The sequence below is a fragment of the Micromonospora inaquosa genome (assembly GCF_003857055.1).
GTDB lineage: Bacteria > Actinomycetota > Actinomycetes > Mycobacteriales > Micromonosporaceae > Micromonospora > Micromonospora inaquosa.
Genome location: NZ_QGSZ01000240.1, coordinates 1 through 19,508, shown reverse-complemented (window position 1 = coordinate 19,508; position 19,508 = coordinate 1). Strand labels below are relative to the sequence as shown.

Below are 19,508 nucleotides of genomic sequence, written 5' to 3'. Positions count from 1 at the left end.
GGGTTGGGTGGGTTAGTTGGCTTCGACGATCATGGCGGCGCCTACCGTGCGGTTGGTCGCCTCGTCGATGATGACGAAACCGCCAGTGGTGCGGTTACGGCGGTACTCGTCGGCCAGCAGCGGCACAGTCGTGCGCAGTCGTACCCGACCGATCTCGTTGAGCCGCAGCTCGTCGGCGGACTCGTCGCGGTGCAGCGAGTTGATGTCCAGCCGGTAGTGCAGCCCGCGCACGATCGCCCGAGCCGACCGGGTGGTGTGCTTGATCGCATACCGGCCGCCGACCCGCAGGGGGGCCGTCTCGTCCATCCAGCAGACCATCGCCTCGATGTCCTGCGCCACCGCCGGTGCGTTGTTCGGGCGGCAGATCAGGTCACCCCGGGAAATGTCGATCTCGTCGGCCAGTCGTACCGTCACCGACATCGGCGGGAACGCCTCCGGGACCGGCCCGTCGGCGGTCTCCACGGCGGCGATCCGGCTGGTGAAGCCGGAGGGCAGCACCATCACCTCATCACCCGGCTTCAGCACGCCGGAGGCGACCTGGCCGGCGTAGCCGCGGTAGTCGGTGACCGTGGTGGACTGCGGACGGATCACGTACTGCACCGGGAACCGGACGTCGACCAGGTTGCGGTCGCTCGCGATGTGCACCCGCTCCAGGTGGTGCAGCAGCGACGGGCCCTCGTACCAGGGCATGTTGTCCGACCGGGTGACGATGTTGTCGCCGCGCAACGCGGAGACCGGCACCACGGTCAGGTCCGGCACGTCGAGCTTCGCCGCGAACGCGGTGAACTCGTCGGCGATCCGCTCGTAGACCTCCTGCGACCAGTCGACCAGGTCCATCTTGTTGACACAGAGGACCAGGTGCGGCACCCGCAGCAGGGAGCAGAGGAACGCGTGCCGACGGGACTGCTCGACCAGGCCCTTGCGCGCGTCCACCAGGATCAACGCCAGGTCCGCCGTCGACGCTCCGGTGACCATGTTGCGGGTGTACTGGATGTGGCCGGGGGTGTCGGCGATGATGAACTTGCGCCGGGGGGTGGCGAAGTACCGGTACGCCACGTCGATGGTGATGCCCTGCTCCCGCTCGGCACGCAGGCCGTCGGTGAGCAACGCCAGGTTGGTGTATTCGTCACCGCGGGCAGCGCTGACCGCCTCCACGGCCGCCAACTGGTCGGTGAAGAGCGACTTGGTGTCGTAGAGCAGCCGCCCGATCAGGGTCGACTTCCCGTCGTCCACGCTGCCGGCGGTGGCGAATCGCAGCAGGTCCATCGCCCGCGCCTCGGCGGCCGGGGCCACGATCTCGGTGCTCATCAGAAGTAGCCCTCCCGCTTGCGGTCCTCCATGGCGGCCTCGCTGACCCGGTCGTCACCACGGGTGGCGCCGCGCTCGGTGATCCGGGTGGCCGCCACCTCCTCGATGACCTTCTCCACGGTGTCCGCGTCGGAACGGACCGCGGCGGTGCAGGAGGCGTCGCCGACGGTGCGGTAGCGCACCTGTGCCTTGAACCGCTCCTCACCCGCACGGGGGCGGAAGAACTCGTTGACGGCGTAGAACATGCCGTCCCGTTCGATCACCTCGCGCTCGTGCGCGTAGTAGATCGACGGCAGCGGGATGCGTTCCCGGGCGATGTAGTGCCAGACGTCCAGCTCGGTCCAGTTGGACAGCGGGAAGACCCGGATCGATTCGCCCGGGTGGTGCCGGCCGTTATACAGCGACCACAGCTCCGGCCGCTGGTTCTTCGGGTCCCACTGACCGAACTCGTCGCGGAAGCTGAACACCCGCTCCTTCGCCCGGGCCTTCTCCTCGTCCCGGCGGGCGCCACCGAACAGCGCGTCGAAGCGGTGCTTCTCCACCGCGTCCAGCAGCACCGGCGTCTGGATCCGGTTGCGCATGCCGTCGGCGGACTCCCGGACCATGCCGCTGGCCATGGCCTCCGGCACGCTCGCCACCACGAGCTGCAACCCCAGCTCGGCGACGCGCTGGTCGCGGTATTCCAGAACCTCGGGGAAGTTGTGCCCGGTGTCGACGTGCATGACCGGGAAGGGGACGTTGGCCGGGGCGAACGCCTTCTGCGCCAGCCGCAGCATGACGATCGAGTCCTTGCCACCGGAGAAGAGCAACACCGGGCGTTCCATCTCGGCGACCACCTCGCGCATCACGAAGATGCTCTCCGCTTCCAAGGCGTCCAGATGGGAGACCTGGTACGCCGCGGGAGTGGTCATGACACCGGCTCGATTCGCTCGCTCATCCGATTTCCAGACCTTTCCGGTCGGGCATGTCAAGAAAGTTCGCTCAGGCTACCCGGAATGTTTCTGCAGCGCTGCAAGCAACCGGGTGGCGAGATCCTTGCGACAGACCAGTAGGTCGGGCAGGCGCGGATCCGCCTCGTTGTATTTCAGCGCAGAACCGTCGATCCGGGAAGCGTGCAGTCCGGTGGCCGTCGCCACAGCGACCGGGGCCGCCGAGTCCCACTCGTACTGCCCACCTGCATGGATGTACGCGTCCACCTCGCCGGTGACGACGGCGGCGATTTTCGCTCCGGCCGAGCCCATCGGCACCAGGTGCGCTCCGACGTCCTCAGCCAGATCGGTCAGGAAGACCGGCGGCCGGCTCCGGCTCGCCGCCAGGCGGATCTTCCGCTCGCCGGCCGTCGCCGCCTCCACCGTCATCGGCGGGTACGCCGGCGGGTAGTCCGTGCCCAGCACCCGGTGTTGCGCCGGCAAACCGACCGCGCCAGCGACCAGCCCGTGCGGACTTGGCGCGTTGCGTGCCCAGAGCGCCACGTGCACCGCCCAGTCCGAGCGGCCCTCCTCGGAGAACTCCCGGGTGCCGTCCAGCGGGTCGACGATCCACACCCGATCCGCGTTCAACCGCGACACCGCTCCGGTGTTGACCTCCGCGGCCCAGGCCAACCGCGACCCCTCGTCCTCCTCGGAGAGCACCGCGTCACCCGGACGCCACTTCGCCAACTCCGTGCGGATCAGGTCGTGCGACACCTTGTCCCCGGCCGACTTCAGCGCGCCGGTGTCCGCGAAACCCATCTCCGTACGCAGGTCGAGCAGCGCCTGCCCGGCCCGGGACGCCAGCCATCGGGCGAACGCGCCATCGATCATCGGAGGACTGCTCATCTGCCCGCTCCCGTCGCCTCACCGCGCTGCCCGCACGGGCCCGATCCGCCGCGACCCGCGTCGCCGGTCGCGGCACGCCGAAAGGCGCAGACTACCGGCCCAGCGTTTCCGAGTCGGTACGCCCCGCCCGGCTCAGCTGCCGTGGTAGAGGTTCTGCGTCGGCTCCACACCCTTGACGATCACCGACTCCACCACGTCGGCAGCCCGGTCCACCAGGAAATCCAGCTCCTTGCGCTCGGCCGCGCCGAAATCCGACAGCACATAATCCGCCGGATCCTGCCGCCCCGGCGGTCGGCCGACGCCGAACCGCACCCGCGCGTAGTCCTTCGTCCCCAACGACTTCGACATCGAGCGCAGGCCGTTGTGCCCGCCCTCGCCGCCGCCGAACTTGACCCGCACCTGGCCGAACCCGATGTCCAGTTCGTCGTGCACCGCGATCACCTGCGTCGTCGGCACCTTGTAGAACTGCGCCAGCGCCGCGACCGGCCCGCCGGAGAGGTTCATGTACGTCAGTGGCTTCACCAGCACCAGCTTCGGCCCACCGAACCCCAGCCGCGCCTCGGCCACCTCGGCCACCGCCCGCTTGTGTCGGCCGAAACGGGCACCCACCCGCCCGGCCAGCAGTTCGACCACCATGAACCCGACGTTGTGCCGGTTTCCGGCGTACTCCCGACCCGGGTTACCCAGGCCCACCACCAGCCACGGCCCCGCCTCGTCAGTCACGACCCGTCCCTTCCGACGCCCATCCCACCGACTCCCGATATGCCGACAGGCGCCCCCGAACATCCGGGGACGCCTGTCGCACAGTACGAACCGATCAGGCCTCGGTGCGCGCCTCGGTCGTCTCGTCGCCCTCGGCGGCCGGGGCAGCGTCCGCGCCCTCGGAGCCCTCGGTGACCTCGCCGACCTCGGCCTCGGCCTCGTCGGTGGCAACCTCGACCTCGGGCAGCGTCGCCTCGAGCTGCTCGGCGGTCGGGGCGGCGGTCACCGACGCGACGGTCAGGTCCGCGTCGACGGCCAGCTCGACGCCGGCCGGCAGCACGACATCGCCGGCGGCCACCTGGGTGCCCGCCTCCAGGCCCTCGATCGACGCCTCGAGGTGGTCCGGGACCTTGGTGGCGTCCGCGGTCACCGAGAGGGTGTCGTGGTCGTGCACGATCAGGGTGTCGCGGGCGGCCTCGCCGGTCAGCTGGACCGGGACCTCGACGGTGACCTTCTCGCCCCGGCGGACCAGGATCAGGTCGACGTGCTCGAAGGTGTCGCGGATCGGGTCACGCTGGATCGCCTTCGGCAGCGCCAGCACCTGGGTGCCGTCGGTGATGTCGATCGCGAAGAGCTGGTTGGCACCGCCCTTGCGGATCGCCGCGGCGAACTCCCGCGACGGCAGCGCGATGTGCTTGGGCTTCTCGCCGTGGCCGTACAGCACGGCGGGCACCTTGCCGGCCCGGCGGGTACGGCGGGCACCACCCTTGCCGAACTCGGTACGGGGCTCGGCGCTGATCTTTACCTCGGACACGGGGAAACTCCTGATGCTTTTCGCTGCGGCGGCTTGTCGTCTGGCGGTGCTGGGGCGAGGGGCTCGCTGGGGCTCATGCGTCATGAACGACTGCCCGGAGCACCGCGTCGATGACGGTGCCTCCGTGCGGCGCTTTTCAGCGGCCCGCCGGGCACCCTCGCCGTGGCAACCGCACCAGTCTACCCGAGCTGTTTCCAGGGTTTCCGGCAGTCCCCGATCACGGCCCGAGACCGGCCCGCCAGTGGTGCTCCCACCAGCGCGCCGGCCCCGTTTCCGTCAGTTTGCCAGCCCTGCCCCCGCCAGCGTGTCAAGTGGCGAAAACAGGGCCAGGCTCAGCTCAGGCCACCGAAGAGGGTGGTCACCGAGCCGTCGTCGAAGACCTCCCGGATCGCCCGTGCCAGCAGCGGCGCGATCGACAACACGGTGAGCTTGTCCAACTGCTTCTCCGGCGGGAGCGGCAGCGTGTTCGTCACCACGATCTCGCTGATCGAGCTGTTCTTGAGCCGCTCGGTGGCCGGGTCGGAGAGCAGCGCGTGGGTGGACGCGACCACGATCTCCGCCGCGCCCGACTCCTTGAGGATGTCGGCGGCCTTGGCGATCGTGCCGCCGGTGTCGATCATGTCGTCGACGATCAGGCAGACCCGGCCCTCGACCTCACCGACCACCCGGTTCGCCACGACCTGGTTCGGCTTCATCGGGTCACGGGTCTTGTGGATGAACGCCAGCGGGCAACCACCCAACCGGTCGGTCCACCGCTCGGCCACCCGCACCCGGCCGGAATCCGGTGCGACCACGGTCATCGGCCGGCCGGCGTACTTGTGTTCCACGTACTCGGCCAGGATGTCCATCGCGAAGAGGTGGTCCACCGGGCCGTCGAAGAAGCCCTGGATCTGCGCGGTGTGCAGGTCGACGGTGAGGATGCGGTTGGCGCCGGCGGTCTTCAGCAGGTCCGCCACCAGGCGGGCCGAGATCGGCTCCCGACCGCGGTGCTTCTTGTCCTGGCGGGCGTACGGGTAGAACGGCAGCACGACGGTGATCCGCTTGGCCGACCCCCGCTTCAGCGCGTCGACCATGATCAGGGTCTCCATGACCCAGGTGTTCACCCCGTGCGTGACGGACTGCACCACGAAGGCGTCCGAACCACGCACCGAGTCCTTGAAACGTACGAAGATCTCGCCGTTGGCGAACTCGTAGGCGTCGGCCGGGGTCGGCGCGACGCCGAGCACCTCGCCGATCTCCTTGGCCAACTCCGGAAAGCCACGTCCGGTAAAGAGCATCAGGCTTTTGCGGTTTTCGGCGACGATGCTGCCCATGGGCCCGTCTGCTCCCGTTTTGTCGGCGGTACCCGACCCGGTGGTGGTGGGTCAGGGACTATTCGGTTGCAGTATCTCCCGGGCCGGATGTGCCGCCCACCGTCTTGGCTCCCCCGTGCATTGCCTCACTGTCGCTTGCGGCACCGGCCGTGCCCGACGCACCCTCGGCGGCGCGTTGCGCCCGCTCGGCTGCCGCCGCGGAGACCGTGCCGGGACGCTTGCGCTGCACCCAGCCCTCAATGTTGCGCTGCGGTGCCCGGGTGACCCCGAGCGCGCCCGGCGGCACGTCCTGGGCGATGGCGCTGCCCGCTGCCACGTAGGCGCCGGCACCCACCTCGACCGGCGCGATCAAACTGGTGTCGCAACCGACGAACGCACCCTCACCCACCGTGGTGCGGTGCTTGTTCACGCCGTCGTAGTTCACGAAGATGGTCGCCGCGCCGATGTTGGCCTTCGCGCCGATCGTCGCGTCACCCACGTAGCTGAGGTGCGGAACCTTCGCGCCCGGGCCGATCTCGGTGTTCTTCACCTCGACGAAGGTGCCGACCTTCGCCTTCTCGGCCAGCCGGGCGGCCGGCCGCAGGTACGCGTACGGCCCGACGGTTGCGCCAGCGCCCACCTCGGCGCCGTCGGCGTGGCTGCGGATCACCGACGCGGCGGGGCCGACGACCGTGTCGATCAGGGTGACGTCCGGCCCGATCAGCGCGCCGGCGCCGACCACCGTGCTGCCGCGCAACTGGGTGTTCTGGTCGACCACCGCGTCCCGGTCCAGTGCGACGGTCACGTCGATCCAGGTGGTGGCCGGGTCGAGCAGGCTCACTCCGGTACGCATCCACGCCTCGTTGATCCGGTCGCGCAGCAGCCGGCGCAGGGTCGCCAGCTCCACCCGGTCGTTGCAGCCCAACGTCTCGACGTGGTCCACGGCGACGTGCACGGCCACCGGCTCACCGGCCGAGCGGAGCAGGCCGAAGACGTCGGTCAGGTACTCCTCGCCCTGGTCGTTGTCGGTGGAGAGCTTGCCCAGCGCCTCACGCAGCCGCACCGCGTCGAACGCGTAGATGCCGGCGTTGATCTCCCGGATCGCGCGCTGCGTGGGATCGGCGTCGCGTTCCTCGACGATCTGCTCCAGGCGGCCGTCGGCGTCCCGGACGATCCGGCCGAGGCCGGTCGGGTCGGGCACCTCGGCGGCCAGCACGGTGGCCGCCGCGGCGGCCTCCTCGTGCGCGGTCACCAGCGCGCCCACCGTCTCGGGTCGCAGCAGGGGCACGTCTCCGTTGATCACCACGACCGTGCCGGCACCGTCCGGTACGGCGTCCAGCGCGATGCGCACGGCGTGCCCGGTGCCGAGCTGCTCGGCCTGGAGCACCGGCGTGGCGTCCGGGGCGACCTCGGACAGGTGCGCCCGGACCTGGTCGGCTCCGTGCCCCACCACGACGACGGTGCGGTCCGCGCCCAGCGGGGCGGCGGCGCTCAGCACGTGACCGAGGAGCGTCCGACCGAGCAGGGGGTGCAGCACCTTGGGCAGTGTCGACTTCATCCGCTTGCCCTCACCGGCGGCGAGCACGACGACGGTACGGAGGTGGGGCTGGGGCACGATGTGGCTCCCGTCGGGACGGCGGACACTCTCGCGGCCATGCTAGCGGCGCGGCCCGGCGCGTTCCCCTCTTACCCCCACCAGGCCCTAAAACGGACCTAGGTGAACAGCTCGGCCGCCAGGGTTCGAACCTGAAATACGGGTACCAAAGACCCGGGTGTTGCCAATTACACCACGGCCGATCAGCGACGCGAGCACGTCGCTTGAGGGATGGACATCCCGCCGCTACACCTTAGCGCCCCGGCCGTCGGGCGCCATCGCTCATCCCGCCGCACGGCGGGCGGTCGACGCCGTCGACCGCTCCGGGGGTGGCCGGCCGGCATCCGGGTCGCCCGTTCCCCGCAAGGGACAGCCGCCCGCAACAGGCCGGCTGACCTGCGGCTTTGAGCAGGTACGCGAAGGCGATTCGAAAGTTCCCCGTGCGATCTACGGTGCCGTAAGTTACGGTGACGTAGGCGTAGCTTCGTGATCGTTACCATCCCCCTGCGAGGTCCCATGTCCACTGCTCTGCTCGATCCCAACACCGCCGGACCCGGCCCCAAACCACTCACCGACGGCAGCCAGTCCCCCGGCATCCTGGCCGCCCTCTGGGCTTTCGTGGTGATCCCCTTCGTCGCCCTGCTGGTCGCCGTGCCGGTGGCCTGGGGCGGCTGGCTGGGCTGGACCGATGTGATCATCGGCCTGGTCTGGTACGTCGTCTCCGGGCTCGGCATCACCGTCGGCTTCCACCGCTACTTCACCCACGGCTCGTTCAAGGCCAAGCGGTGGCTGCGGGTGACTCTGGCCGTCGCGGGTTCGCTGGCGGTGCAGGGCGAGATCATCCAGTGGGTCGCCGACCACCGACGGCACCACGCCTTCTCCGACCTGGAGGGTGACCCGCACTCGCCGTGGCGCTTCGGCACCAGCTTCTGGGCGTTGACCCGAGGCCTGTTCCACGCACACGTGGGCTGGCTGTTCCGCCGGGAGCTGTCCAACCGGGAGCGTTTCGCACCAGACCTCATCGCCGACCGGGACATCAGCCGGATCGATCGGCTCTTCCCCGCGCTGGTGGCCATCTCGCTCCTCGGCCCGGCGCTGATCGGCGGTCTGGTGACCTGGTCCTGGCAGGGTGCGCTGACCGCGTTCTTCTGGGCCGGGCTGGTCCGGATCGGCCTCCTGCACCACGTCACCTGGGCGATCAACTCGGTGTGCCACGTCTACGGCGAGCGTCCGTTCGCGATGCGCCAGGGCGATCGCGCCTCGAACTTCTGGCCGCTGGCGATCCTGTCGTTCGGTGAGAGCTGGCACAACCTGCACCACGCCGACCCGACCAGCGCCCGGCACGGCGTGCTGCGCGGTCAGGTGGACATCTCCGCCCGCGTGATCTGGTTTTTCGAGAAGGTCGGCGCGGCAACACAGGTGCGCTGGCCAAAGCCGGAGCGCCTCGCCGCGAAGCTCGTGAAGCCGGTCGCACCCCGCTGAAACCGGGCGGTGCGCGGGGATGCCGCCTGGCAGGATGGCCGGATGACCGAGCCAGGCGGGGGACCCGACAGCTCGGCGGGCGGGGGCCGGACCCGATCCGGGTACGGTCGAACGGCGCGGCAGGGTGGTCGGACCGCCCGCCAGTGAGGCGACGACGTGAACGTGCACAGCGGAGGAACCATCCCACGGCAGGGCGTCACCGAGCGCCAGCAAGGCGGCGACATGCCTGAGGTCAGCAGCGAGGCGGGGGCAGGCGCTGGCGGCCGACGGGCGGCACCGACGGCGACACCGAAAGCAAAGGCTCCGTCCCGGGTCCGCATGTCGGCGGCCCAACGACGGGAGCAGCTGATCGCGACCGGCCGGCAACTCTTCGCCGAGCGCGGGTTCGACGCCACCTCCATCGAGGAGGTGGCTGCCCGCGCCAAGGTTTCCAAGCCGGTGGTGTACGAGCACTTCGGTGGCAAGGAAGGGCTCTACGCGGTGGTTGTGGACCGGGAGGTCCGGGCCCTGTTGGACCGGATCACCACGGCGTTGACCGCCGGGCATCCGCGTGAGCTGCTGGAACAGGCGGCGCTGGCCCTGCTGGGCTACATCGAGGAGGAGACCAGCGGTTTCCGGGTGCTGGTCCGCGAGTCGCCGCTGATGTCCGGCACGGCCAACTTCAGCAGCGTCATGAACGACGTGGCGCACCAGGTCGAGCACATCCTGGGTGCCGAGTTCAAGAGCCGCGGGTACGACCCGAAGCTCGCCGAGCTGTACTCGCAGGCGCTGGTCGGCATGGTGGCGCTGACCGGCCGCTGGTGGTTGGAGGTGCGCAAGCCGCGCAAGGAGACGGTGGCGGCGCACCTCGTCAACCTGGCCTGGAACGGGTTGTCGCACCTGGAGGCGAAGCCGACGCTGATCACCGCGCGGCGCCACTGACCTCGATCAGCGCGCCACTGACCTCGCTCAGCGGCGGTGCACGTCGGCCACCGGGTGCTTGCGGTTCGCCAACTCCGCCTCGGCGGATTCCGGTGGGCCGACCTTGTCGTACAGGCCGGTGCCGAGCAGGATCAGGCCGAACAGCATCGACACGACCACTGTCGACATCGAGAAGTTGAGGAAGTTCGCCCCGGTCTGCAGCACCGACATCATCAGGATGCTGGTCACCAGGAACACCACGCCGGCGGTGAGGTTCATGTAGTGGCCGAGGTTGGTGCGCCGCGAGGCCCCGATGATCAGGAAGATCCCGAAGATCACCGAGGCGAGCGAGAAGGCCAGGTTGGTCCGGAGCCCGAGGGCCCAGGTGCTGTTGCGGGCAAAGAGCGAATCGCCGATCGTCTCGGCGACGCCCCAGACGCCGAAGACCAGGATGTAGACGCCGATCAGCCCGGAGAGGACCCGGTAGAGCGGCCGTGCCGGATGGTTCACCGGAAAATGCGGCATACCCGAACCCTCCACCTGAGTTAGACCAATTCAGGAGGATTATCACCTGAGGCAAGACCGGCTGTCTGGAAAACCACAAAGCCGGAAGGGCCCGCCAGGGGCTGGACCAGGTCAGGTTTTCGCCGGAGCCCGAGCTGCGCAGGGATCAAGCCTGACCGCCCGGAGCAGTTCGGGCTCCGGCGAAAACCCCGGCCGCGAGGCTCCGGCAAAAACCCGGGCCGCAAGGCTCCGGCGAAACCCACGGCCGCAACCAGAGAAGAAGATCAGAGCACCAGACGAGCCTTCTGGAACGCCTCCGCCTCGTCCTCGGTGCCGACCTTGCCGTACATGCCGACCATCAGCAGCACCAGGGCGGCCGCCATCACCACGACCACGGTGGTGATGCTGAAGTTGAAGATGTTGGCGTCGGTCCGGATGAACGCGAGACCGGCCAGGCTGATCACCATGAGGCTGTACGCCAGCCACTGGTTGATCGCCACGTCGATGTTGCGGCCGAGCGCGGTGCCGACCAGCACGACGATCCCGAGCAGCACGCTGAGCAGCGAGTAGCCGAGGTTGGTGCCCTGACCGAGGACCCGGGTGTCGTCCTGGGCGAGGATCTCGTTGCCGGTGCTCGCGATGATGCCGAGCACACCGAAGACGACCAGGTACAGACCGGTCAGCCCGCCGATCGCCCGGTAGATCGGCCGCGCGGGGTGGTTGACGGGGGTGTGGGCCATGTCTGTGTCTCCAACGCCGTGAGGTGAGGTGTCGCCGACGATTGTCTCGCATGTGGTGGTGTGACGCCGCACACGGGGGCCGGGGCGGTGTGCCCGGCCGATCAGCTCTCGGGCAGGTCCTCGGCGAGGGTCATCCAGGTCTCCTCGATCCGCTCCCGCTCGGCGCGCAGATCCTTGAGCTGGGTGTCCAACTCGGCGACCCGGGCGTAGTCGGTGGCGTCCGCCGCGAGTTGATCGAGCAGCGTGGTCTCGCGCTGGTCGAGCTTGCCGAGTTGCCGCTCCAGCCGGGTCAGCTCCTTGCGGGCCTGACGGACCTCCGCGGCGGACATGCCGCTCGCGGTGGGGCCGGTGGGCGCGGCGGTCGGGGTGGCCCCGGCGCGGCTGGTCCCGGCCCGCTCGGCGGTCCGGGCGAGATATTCGTCCACGCCGCCCGGCAGGTGCACCAACCGGCAGTCGCCGAACATCCCGTACGCGGTGTCGGTGACCCGCTCGATCAGATACCGGTCGTGGCTGGCCACGATGATCGTGCCGGGCCACGAGTCGAGCAGGTCCTCCAGCGCGGCGAGGGTGTCCGTGTCCAGGTCGTTGGTGGGCTCGTCGAAGAGCAGCACGTTGGGCTCGCCAGCCAGCAGCCGCAGCATCTGCAACCGGCGGCGTTCCCCGCCGGATAGGTCACTGACCGGCGTCCAGAGCCGGCGGTCGTCGAAGCCGAACACCTCGGCGAGCTGGGCGGCGGAGACCTCCCGGTCCCCGAGCTGCACCCGCCGGGCGACCTCCTCCACCGCCTCCAGCACCCGCAGGTGCCCGGGCAGCTCGGTGAGCTCCTGGGAGAGAAACGCCGGCCGCACCGTGGAGCCGGTGTTGAGGCGGCCACCGTCGGGGCGGGTGATGCCGGCGAGCATCCGCAACAGGGTGGTCTTGCCGGCGCCGTTGGCACCGAGGATGGCGATCCGGTCGCCGGGGCCGACCAGCCAGCTGACGTCGCGCAGGATCTCCTTCGGGCCGGCGTGCAGCTCGACGTTCTCCAGCTCGTACACCTGCTTGCCGAGCCGGGAGACGGCCATCCGCTGCAACGACATGGTGTCGCGGGCCGGTGGCACGTCGGCGATCAACGCGTTCGCGGCGTCGATGCGGAACTGCGGCTTGGAGGTTCGGGCGGGCGGGCCACGGCGCAGCCAGGCGATCTCCTTGCGGAGCAGGTTCTGCCGGCGGGCCTCGGTGGCGGCGGCGACCCGCTCGCGCTCGACGCGGGCGAGGGTCCAGGCGGCGAAGCCGCCCTCGTACGCGCGGACGGTCTGGTCGGCGACCTCCCAGGTGTTGGTGCAGACCGCGTCCAGGAACCACCGGTCGTGGGTGACCACGACCAGCGCGCCCTTGCGGCCGACCAGGTGCCGGGCCAGCCAGTCGACCCCGCCGACGTCCAGGTGGTTGGTGGGCTCGTCGAGGATGAGCAGGTCGGAGTCGCGGACCAGCAGCGCGGCGAGCGCCACCCGACGGCGTTCGCCACCGGACATCGGGCCGACCGGCTGGTCGAGGCCGAGGTGCGGCATGCCGAGGCCGTCGAGGATGGCGCGCACCCCGGCGTCGCCGGCCCACTCGTGCTCGGCGCCCATGCCCTCGTCGAGCCAGGCGGTGCCGAGCACCACGTCCCGGACGGTGGCCTCGGGGGCCAGGGTGAGTTGCTGCGGCAGCCAGAGCACCCGCAGGTCGCGGCGGTGGGTCACCCGGCCGTCGTCCGGGTCCTCCTGCTTGGTCAGCAGCCGCAGCAGGGTGGACTTGCCGGCGCCGTTGAGGCCGACCACGCCGATCCGGTCGGCGTCGTCCAGGCCGAGCGAGACGTCCGTGAGCAGCCGCCCGGCGGCGCCGTACCCCTTGGACACCCGGTCCAGATTGACGATGTTCGCCACGTTCCACCCTTCAATGTCAAGGCGTCCCGGTGCCGGCGGGCACCTGGACGCCTGTCTCCAGGGTACGCGGACGCCCCGCACGCCCGCGCCGCGTGCCAGCCGCCCCGGTGGGGACCTGCCGTCAGCCGACCCGGGCGCCGGCGACCGGACCGTGCGCCACCCGCGCCTCCCGGCAGACGCCCGCGGCGGTCAGCTCGGCGGCGATCCGCTCCGCGCTGGCCGCGTCGGCGGCGAGAAAGACGCAGGTCGGGCCGGAGCCGGAGACGATCCCGGCGAGCGCGCCGGCCGCCTCGCCGGCTTTCAGGGTGTCGGCCAGCGCCGGGCGCATGGCCAGCGCGGCGTCCTGAAGGTCGTTGCCGAGCGTCCGCGCGAGCACCCGCGGGTCCCGCTGGCGCAGCGCGCCGAGCAGGGCGTCGGTGCTGCCCAGCGGGGCGCCGGCGGCACCGGAGTCGCGGAGCCGGTCCAGTTCCCGGTACGCGGTCGGGGTGGACAGGCCGACGTCGGCGATCGCCACCACCCAGTGCCAGGAGGTGGGGCGGGCCAGCACGGGGCTGACCGCCTCACCCCGGCCGGTGCCCAGCGCGGTGCCGCCGTAGATCAGGAACGGCACGTCGGAGCCGAGGTCGGCGGCGATGCCGGCCAGCTCGTCGCGGGACAGCCCGGTGCCCCACAGCGCGTCGCAGGCCACCAGCGCGGCGGCCGCGTCGGCGCTGCCCCCAGCCAGCCCACCGGCGAGTGGGATCTGCTTACGCAGGTGCAGACGGGCGTGTGGCAGCACCCCCGCGTACCCGGCGAGGGCGTGCGCGGCGCGGATCACCAGGTTGGTGTCGTCCAGGGCCAGCTCGCCCGTGCCCTCACCCTCCATGGTCAGGGCCAGGGTGTCGCCCCGACGGGCCGTCAGCTCGTCGTAGATCGAGATGGCGTGGTAGACCGTGTTCAGCTCGTGGTAGCCGTCCCGGCGCAACGGGCCCACCCCGAGGTGCAGGTTGACCTTCGCGGGCACCCGCACCCGCACCGGGCCGACGGCCCCGCGTCGCTCGTCCTCGCCGTCCGGTCGCCAGGCCTCGGTCACGGGGTGATGTCCCGCACGTGCAGGCGGATGTCGAACGGCTTGGCCACAATCAGCTCCTCGGCGTCCTCGGCGGGCACGGCGTCAGCCTACTTCGCGGCCGGCGTACCGACCGGAGCCGACGCGGCGATGGCAGCGAACTGCTCGACGGTCAGCGACTCCCCACGGGCGCCGGGGTCGACGCCGGCGGCGGTGAGCGCCGCGGCGGCCCGGTCCGCGCCACCGGCCCAGCCGGCCAACGCGGCGCGCAACGTCTTGCGGCGCTGCGCGAACGCCGCGTCCACCACGGCGAAGACCCGCTCCCGGGGTACGTCGGCGCGGGGCGGCTCATGGCAGGTGAAGGCGACCAGGCCGGAGTCGACGTTGGGCACCGGCCAGAACACGTTCGGCGGCACCTTGCCGGCGCCTCGGGCCTGGGCGTACCAGGCGAGCTTCACCGACGGGATGCCGTACACCTTGGAGCCGGGACCGGCGACGAGCCGGTCGGCGACCTCCTTCTGCACCATCACCAGGCCGTGTCGCAGGGTCGGCAGTACGGCGAGCAGGTGCAGCACCACCGGCACGGCGACGTTGTAGGGCAGGTTCGCCACCAACGCGGTCGGCGGCGGGTCGGCCAGCTCGGCGGCGGCGACGCGCAGCGCGTCCGCGCGGTGCACGGTGAGCCGGGCGGCATCGGCCCCGGCGTGGCGCGCGACGGTCTCCGGCAGCGCCCCGGCGAGCACCGGGTCGATCTCCACGGCGTGCACGTGCCCGGCGACCGGCAGCAGCCCCAGGGTCAGCGAACCGAGCCCGGGCCCCACCTCCAGGGCCACGTCGTCGGGGGTCAGACCGGCGGCGGTGACGATCCGGCGCACGGTGTTCGGGTCGTGCACGAAGTTCTGGCCCAGCTTCTTGGTGGGCGCGACGCCCAGCCGGGCGGCGAGTTCCCGGATCTCCGCCGGGCCGAGGAGACCGGTCATGCCTGGCAGCGTAGCGACGGGGTCGGTGTCGACCGTCGGGCCGGGCTCACCACGGGCCGAAGGCCCGGTCGCCGGTGGCGGAGATGGCCGCGCACAGCTCGTCCAGGTCGCTGCCGGTGGTCGCGGCGAGCGCGCGGACGGTGAGCGGAATCAGGTACGACGCGTTCGGCCGGCCGCGGTACGGCATCGGGGTGAGGTACGGGGCGTCGGTCTCCACCAGCATCTGATCCACCGGGGTGAGCGCTGCGGCCTCGCGCAGCGCCGTCGCGCTGCCGAAGGTGACCGTGCCGGCGAAGCTCAGCAGATAGCCACGGCGGACACACTCGCGGGCGAAGTCGGCGTCGCCGGAGAAACAGTGCAGCACCACCCGGTCGGGAGCGCCCTCGTCGTCGAGGATCCGCAGCACGTCGGCGTGCGCCTCCCGGTCGTGGATGACCAACGTCTTGTCGTACCGCCTGGCGATGGCGATGTGGGCCCGGAAACTCTCCTCCTGCGCGGCACGCCCCTCGTCGCCGGTGCGGAAGAAGTCCATGCCGGTCTCGCCGATCCCCCGGACCCGGTCGCGGGCGGCGAGTGACTCGATCTCCCGCAACGCCTCGTCGAGGTCGGTGAGCCGGGGCGCCTCGTTGGGGTGCAGCGCCACGGTGGCCAGCACGGCGGGGTACCGGTCGGCGGTGTCCGCGCCCCATCGGGAGGAGGCGACGTCCACGCCCACCTGGACCAGCCGGTCCACGCCGACCTTCGTGGCCAACGCGATGGCCACGGCAACCGGGTCGTCGGCCGGCCCGCCGCCGGGCACACCGGCCTCACTGACCGTGATGTCCAGGTGGGTGTGGCTGTCCAGCACCGCCCGGGGCAGCGACTCGGGGGCGGGCGGAAACTCTCCGGCCCGCCGGGCGGCACGGTCGCGGCGGGATTCAGTGGGCTCACTCATCAGCGACAGCATCACACACCGGGGCTGTCCATCTGCCCGCCACCCGACGTTCACCGCGGCTACGCCGCGCGACTCTACGGTCCCCAACGAGCGGACGCGACAGCGTGCGGACCCCACCCATCGAACAGGGAGGCGACGGCATGAGCGTCACCCCCCACGCCGACGGCACGGCCAGCGAACGGACCGGACTGCACGTGGCGTTCGGCGGCGCCGTGTACCCGGCCGAGGAGATCGCCCGAGGTGCCGCGTACGAGTTGTTCAGCGCCGACGAGGTGGCCGGCTTCGAGTGGGCGCCCCGCCCGGGTAGCGCCCTGCCGTGGCGCCGTTTCGTGCATGTCACCGAGGTGACAGCGGTGCACGGGGCCACCGAGCCGGCCGACGAGCCGGAGGCGCCGCTGCTGATGCCCGCGCACCGTGAGCGGGGTTGGGCGTACCTGCACCAGCTCAGCCAGCAGCCGGCTGCGGCGGGTGACCCGATGCTGGCGGTGGCGCGCGCGTCGGCGGTGGTCCGGCGGGCCACCCGCATGGTGAAGGTGCTCTCGGCCCAGCAGGTCGCCGGTCACCTACGGGGTTGGTTGCCGCACGGTTTCTGCTACCGGGAGCACGATGTGGCGCACCTGCGTACGCCGGCGACGACGCGGGTGCTGCGTACCGATGGTGACGCCGGCCGGGACGGCCCGGATGTGGCGTACGCGTTGCGCTGGCGCGCGTCCGACCCGGGCGACTACGACGTGCCGGTGGGCCCGGCACACCGCGGCCTCATCGCGCTGCCCTCCCGCGACGGGCTCGGCGCCCCGGTGCTGGGCACCGGCTTCGTGCCCAGCAACGGTCAGCTCATCCCGGAGTTCATCACCCGGGACTTCGCCGACCTGCCGATGCCGGCGAACGCCGCCCTCGTCGCCTACCCGGCGGAGGGGGTGGAGGTGGTGCTGTACACCTACCAGGCCGAGCAGCGCGGGTGGCTGCGGATGGTGGGCCCGCAGTGGCGGCACCTGTTGGCCGCGGTGCCGGGCCTCTCCCCGGACCAGGAGTACGTGCCGAACACCGACGTGCCCCGCTCGACCCAACTGGTCGGCACGTACGGCGACAGCGAGTACGAGGCGGTCGCCGACCTGCCCGGCGGGTTCCGGGTGTTGGCGATGACCCGGGCGGCCCGTTACCCGGTGGACTCGGTGGCCCGTCGGGTCCGGTTCGCCCAGTGGCGGGGTGTGCCGTGTCTGGTGCTGCGGGAGGAGGCCGGCTGGCTGCGGTTGCGGCTGCGCTACCCGAACCCGGACAGCGTGATCGCCACCGGTGCCCAGTGTCAGGAACGCGGCGTCTACGAGGCCTGGGCACCGGCCGTCGAGGTGACCGACGACCAGGTGATGGACACCCGGTACGCGATGTGACGACGCGCGGCGGCAGGCACCCCCACCGCCGCGCGTCGTGCGTTCAGTCGGCCAGCCGGGCCAGTTCCTCGTCGACGATCGACGGGTCGAGCTTGCGGAACACCGGCTTCGGCGTGGCCAGCGGGCGGCCCGCCTCGATCGACACCGACTCCCAGCGCGCGCCGACGGTGTAGTCCCCGGTGAGCACCGGGTACGCCGGACCGCCGTCGAGGTCGTCGACCTGCTCGATCACCGGCATCGGCGCGTGCACGCCGGTGCCCCCGAGCAGCTCGTGCACCTGCTGCGCGGAGTGTGGCAGGAACGGGGTGAGCAGCGTGTTGGCGTCGCTGATCACCTGAATGGCGACGTGCAGGATGGTGCCCATCCGGGGCTTGTCCGCCTCGTCCTTGAGCTTCCAGGGCGCCTGCTCGGAGAGGTACCTGTTCGCCTCGGCGACCACCTTCATGGCCTCGCCGATCGCCTGCTTCTGCCGGTGCCGGCCGATCAGGTCGCCGACCGTGGTGAAGCCGGTCCGGGCGACAGCGAGCAGTGCCTCGTCGGCCTCGGTGAGCCCGGCCGGGTCGATCGGCGGGATCGCCCCGAAGTTCTTCGCGGCCATCGACACGCACCGGTTGACCAGGTTGCCCCAGCCGGCGACCAACTCGTCGTTGTTGCGGCGGAGGAACTCGGCCCAGGTGAAGTCGGTGTCGTTGCTCTCCGGGCCGGCGGCGGCGATGAAGTAGCGCAGCGCGTCGGCGTCGTAGCGCTCCAGGAAGTCACGGACGTAGATGACCACCTTGCGGGACGACGAGAACTTGCGCCCCTCCATGGTCAGGTACTCGCTCGAGACCACCTCGGTGGGCAGGTTGAGCCGACCCAGCTCGCCCGGCTCACCGTCGCGGGAGCCCTCGCCGGAGTATCCGGAGAGCAGCGCCGGCCAGATCACCGAGTGGAAGACGATGTTGTCCTTGCCCATGAAGTAGTAGGACTGGGCGTCCTTCCCGGCCCCGTCGGCGGACCACCATTTGCGCCACGCCTCGGGGTCGCCGGAGCGGCGGGCCCACTCGATCGAGGCGGACAGGTAGCCGATCACGGCGTCGAACCACACGTAGATCCGCTTGTCCGGCCGGTCGCGCCAGCCGTCCAGCGGGATCGGTACGCCCCACTCCAGGTCACGGGTGATCGCCCGGGGCTGGAGGTCGTCGAGCAGGTTGCGGGAGAACCGCAGCACGTTGGGCCGCCACCCCTCGCGGGTGTCCAGCCACTGCCGCAGCACCTCGGCCAGGGCCGGCAGGTCCAGGAAGAAGTGCTCGGTCTCGACGAACTTCGGGGTCTCCCCGTTGATCCGCGACTTCGGGTCGATCAGGTCGATCGGGTCGAGCTGGTTGCCACAGTTGTCGCACTGGTCACCGCGGGCGCTGTCGTAGCCGCAGATCGGGCAGGTGCCCTCGATGTAGCGGTCCGGCAGGGTGCGCCCGGTGGACGGGGAGATCGCGCCCATGGTGGTCTTCGGCACGATGTAACCGTTGCGGTACATCCCCTCGAACAGCTCCTGCACCACCGCGTAGTGGTTGCGGGTGGTGGTGCGGGTGAACAGGTCGTAGGAGAGACCGAGGCCGTGCAGGTCCTCGACGATCACCCTGTTGTACCGGTCGGCCAGCTCGCGCGGGGTCACCCCGTCGGCGTCGGCCTGCACCTGGATCGGGGTGCCGTGCTCGTCGGTGCCGGAGACCATGAGCACGTCGTGGCCGGCCATCCGCATGTACCGGGCGAAGACGTCGGAGGGAACGCCGAAACCGGAGACGTGGCCGATGTGGCGGGGGCCGTTGGCGTACGGCCAGGCCACTGCCGCGAGAACGTGACTCATGAGCAGTGAGCCTAGTGACCCGTCCGGGTCGTCCGCGAACCAATGGGGGGTGCCCGACCGGCGGACCGGGCCGGCCACCTCGCCCGTTGGTCCGATTTGTCGTCGACACGCGGCTCAGCTGCCCGTTTCGCCCCCTGGGCCGGTGTGCAATGAACCTCGTGACGGGCAGAGGAGCGGCGCGGGACCACGAGGACCGTCCCACCGGACCGGCGGTCGGCGACGACTCGGGGCGCGAGGCCGGCGCGCCGCGGG

17 protein-coding genes and 1 tRNA gene are annotated in these 19,508 nt (G+C 71.0%); 3 read left to right on the top strand and 15 right to left on the bottom strand.

From position 1 onward, the window contains the following. Positions 1-12 precede the first annotated feature (12 nt). The 8 genes from DLJ59_RS21085 to DLJ59_RS21050 form a co-directional block, all read right to left on the bottom strand. Complete coding sequence (locus DLJ59_RS21085; RefSeq protein ID WP_124774354.1) at positions 13-1,308, bottom strand: sulfate adenylyltransferase subunit 1; 1,296 nt, start codon at positions 1,306-1,308, stop codon at positions 13-15. Beyond that, positions 1,308-2,219, bottom strand: a complete 912-nt coding sequence (gene cysD, locus DLJ59_RS21080; RefSeq protein WP_124774353.1) for a sulfate adenylyltransferase subunit CysD — start codon at positions 2,217-2,219, stop codon at positions 1,308-1,310. The genes DLJ59_RS21085 and cysD overlap by 1 nt, the downstream gene beginning before the upstream one ends. A 75-nt stretch (positions 2,220-2,294) precedes the next feature. Beyond that, a complete protein-coding gene (locus tag DLJ59_RS21075; protein WP_124774352.1) occupies positions 2,295-3,125 on the bottom strand; it encodes an inositol monophosphatase family protein in 831 nt (276 codons plus the stop codon). A 132-nt stretch (positions 3,126-3,257) separates the two neighbouring features. Further along, complete coding sequence (pth, locus tag DLJ59_RS21070) at positions 3,258-3,848, bottom strand: aminoacyl-tRNA hydrolase (protein ID WP_124774351.1); 591 nt, start codon at positions 3,846-3,848, stop codon at positions 3,258-3,260. Between the two features lie 94 nt (positions 3,849-3,942). Continuing rightward, entirely contained in the window at positions 3,943-4,641 is a 699-nt protein-coding gene (locus DLJ59_RS21065; protein WP_124774350.1) for a 50S ribosomal protein L25/general stress protein Ctc, read from the bottom strand. Between the two features lie 332 nt (positions 4,642-4,973). Then, positions 4,974-5,954 carry a ribose-phosphate diphosphokinase gene (locus DLJ59_RS21060; protein ID WP_124774349.1) on the bottom strand — a complete coding sequence of 327 codons (981 nt, stop codon included), beginning with the start codon at positions 5,952-5,954 and terminating at the stop codon, positions 4,974-4,976. Positions 5,955-6,012: 58 nt separating this feature from the next. Further along, complete coding sequence (gene glmU, locus DLJ59_RS21055) at positions 6,013-7,551, bottom strand: bifunctional UDP-N-acetylglucosamine diphosphorylase/glucosamine-1-phosphate N-acetyltransferase GlmU (RefSeq protein ID WP_124774348.1); 1,539 nt, start codon at positions 7,549-7,551, stop codon at positions 6,013-6,015. 107 nt (positions 7,552-7,658) lie between these two features. Further along, positions 7,659-7,730: transfer RNA gene (locus tag DLJ59_RS21050), tRNA-Gln, on the bottom strand. A gap of 313 nt (positions 7,731-8,043) precedes the next feature. Between DLJ59_RS21050 and DLJ59_RS21045 the strand changes: the two genes are divergently transcribed. Both DLJ59_RS21045 and DLJ59_RS21040 read left to right on the top strand, forming a co-directional pair. Further along, a complete protein-coding gene (locus DLJ59_RS21045; RefSeq protein ID WP_124774347.1) occupies positions 8,044-9,009 on the top strand; it encodes an acyl-CoA desaturase in 966 nt (321 codons plus the stop codon). A gap of 222 nt (positions 9,010-9,231) precedes the next feature. Beyond that, entirely contained in the window at positions 9,232-9,930 is a 699-nt protein-coding gene (locus tag DLJ59_RS21040; protein WP_124774346.1) for a TetR/AcrR family transcriptional regulator, read from the top strand. Positions 9,931-9,957: 27 nt separating this feature from the next. Here DLJ59_RS21040 and DLJ59_RS21035 read toward each other — a convergent pair whose 3' ends face one another. The 6 genes from DLJ59_RS21035 to DLJ59_RS21005 all read right to left on the bottom strand — a co-directional run bounded on the left by DLJ59_RS21035 (position 9,958) and on the right by DLJ59_RS21005 (position 16,034). Beyond that, positions 9,958-10,434 carry a DUF4383 domain-containing protein gene (locus tag DLJ59_RS21035; protein WP_124774345.1) on the bottom strand — a complete coding sequence of 159 codons (477 nt, stop codon included), beginning with the start codon at positions 10,432-10,434 and terminating at the stop codon, positions 9,958-9,960. Between the two features lie 263 nt (positions 10,435-10,697). Next, the gene (locus tag DLJ59_RS21030) at positions 10,698-11,153 is read right to left on the bottom strand and encodes a DUF4383 domain-containing protein (RefSeq protein ID WP_124774344.1); all 456 of its coding nucleotides are present in this window, start codon (positions 11,151-11,153) and stop codon (positions 10,698-10,700) included. 101 nt (positions 11,154-11,254) lie between these two features. Next, positions 11,255-13,060 carry an ABC-F family ATP-binding cassette domain-containing protein gene (locus tag DLJ59_RS21025; RefSeq protein WP_124774343.1) on the bottom strand — a complete coding sequence of 602 codons (1,806 nt, stop codon included), beginning with the start codon at positions 13,058-13,060 and terminating at the stop codon, positions 11,255-11,257. A gap of 121 nt (positions 13,061-13,181) precedes the next feature. After that, complete coding sequence (locus tag DLJ59_RS21020) at positions 13,182-14,132, bottom strand: 4-(cytidine 5'-diphospho)-2-C-methyl-D-erythritol kinase (RefSeq protein WP_124774342.1); 951 nt, start codon at positions 14,130-14,132, stop codon at positions 13,182-13,184. 86 nt (positions 14,133-14,218) lie between these two features. Beyond that, entirely contained in the window at positions 14,219-15,088 is an 870-nt protein-coding gene (gene rsmA, locus DLJ59_RS21010) for a 16S rRNA (adenine(1518)-N(6)/adenine(1519)-N(6))-dimethyltransferase RsmA (RefSeq protein ID WP_124774341.1), read from the bottom strand. Between the two features lie 46 nt (positions 15,089-15,134). After that, positions 15,135-16,034 carry a TatD family hydrolase gene (locus DLJ59_RS21005; RefSeq protein ID WP_124774340.1) on the bottom strand — a complete coding sequence of 300 codons (900 nt, stop codon included), beginning with the start codon at positions 16,032-16,034 and terminating at the stop codon, positions 15,135-15,137. A 128-nt stretch (positions 16,035-16,162) separates the two neighbouring features. Here DLJ59_RS21005 and DLJ59_RS21000 point away from each other — a divergent pair, with 128 nt between their 5' ends. Continuing rightward, the gene (locus tag DLJ59_RS21000) at positions 16,163-17,410 is read left to right on the top strand and encodes a hypothetical protein (RefSeq protein ID WP_124774339.1); all 1,248 of its coding nucleotides are present in this window, start codon (positions 16,163-16,165) and stop codon (positions 17,408-17,410) included. A gap of 43 nt (positions 17,411-17,453) precedes the next feature. On the opposite strand, the gene metG is transcribed toward DLJ59_RS21000, so the two are convergent. After that, a complete protein-coding gene (metG, locus tag DLJ59_RS20995) occupies positions 17,454-19,256 on the bottom strand; it encodes a methionine--tRNA ligase (RefSeq protein ID WP_124774338.1) in 1,803 nt (600 codons plus the stop codon). Positions 19,257-19,508 lie beyond the last annotated feature (252 nt).

Coding starts and splice junctions, on each gene's coding strand:
- DLJ59_RS21040 (WP_124774346.1), top strand. CDS start 9,232: ATGCCTGAGGTCAGCAGCGAGGCGGGGGCAGGCGCTGGCGGCCGACGG.
- cysD (WP_124774353.1), bottom strand. CDS start 2,219: ATGACCACTCCCGCGGCGTACCAGGTCTCCCATCTGGACGCCTTGGAA.
- DLJ59_RS21085 (WP_124774354.1), bottom strand. CDS start 1,308: ATGAGCACCGAGATCGTGGCCCCGGCCGCCGAGGCGCGGGCGATGGAC.
- DLJ59_RS21045 (WP_124774347.1), top strand. CDS start 8,044: ATGTCCACTGCTCTGCTCGATCCCAACACCGCCGGACCCGGCCCCAAA.
- DLJ59_RS21060 (WP_124774349.1), bottom strand. CDS start 5,954: ATGGGCAGCATCGTCGCCGAAAACCGCAAAAGCCTGATGCTCTTTACC.
- DLJ59_RS21075 (WP_124774352.1), bottom strand. CDS start 3,125: ATGAGCAGTCCTCCGATGATCGATGGCGCGTTCGCCCGATGGCTGGCG.
- rsmA (WP_124774341.1), bottom strand. CDS start 15,088: ATGACCGGTCTCCTCGGCCCGGCGGAGATCCGGGAACTCGCCGCCCGG.
- DLJ59_RS21030 (WP_124774344.1), bottom strand. CDS start 11,153: ATGGCCCACACCCCCGTCAACCACCCCGCGCGGCCGATCTACCGGGCG.
- DLJ59_RS21035 (WP_124774345.1), bottom strand. CDS start 10,434: ATGCCGCATTTTCCGGTGAACCATCCGGCACGGCCGCTCTACCGGGTC.
- metG (WP_124774338.1), bottom strand. CDS start 19,256: ATGAGTCACGTTCTCGCGGCAGTGGCCTGGCCGTACGCCAACGGCCCC.
- DLJ59_RS21005 (WP_124774340.1), bottom strand. CDS start 16,034: ATGCTGTCGCTGATGAGTGAGCCCACTGAATCCCGCCGCGACCGTGCC.
- DLJ59_RS21000 (WP_124774339.1), top strand. CDS start 16,163: ATGAGCGTCACCCCCCACGCCGACGGCACGGCCAGCGAACGGACCGGA.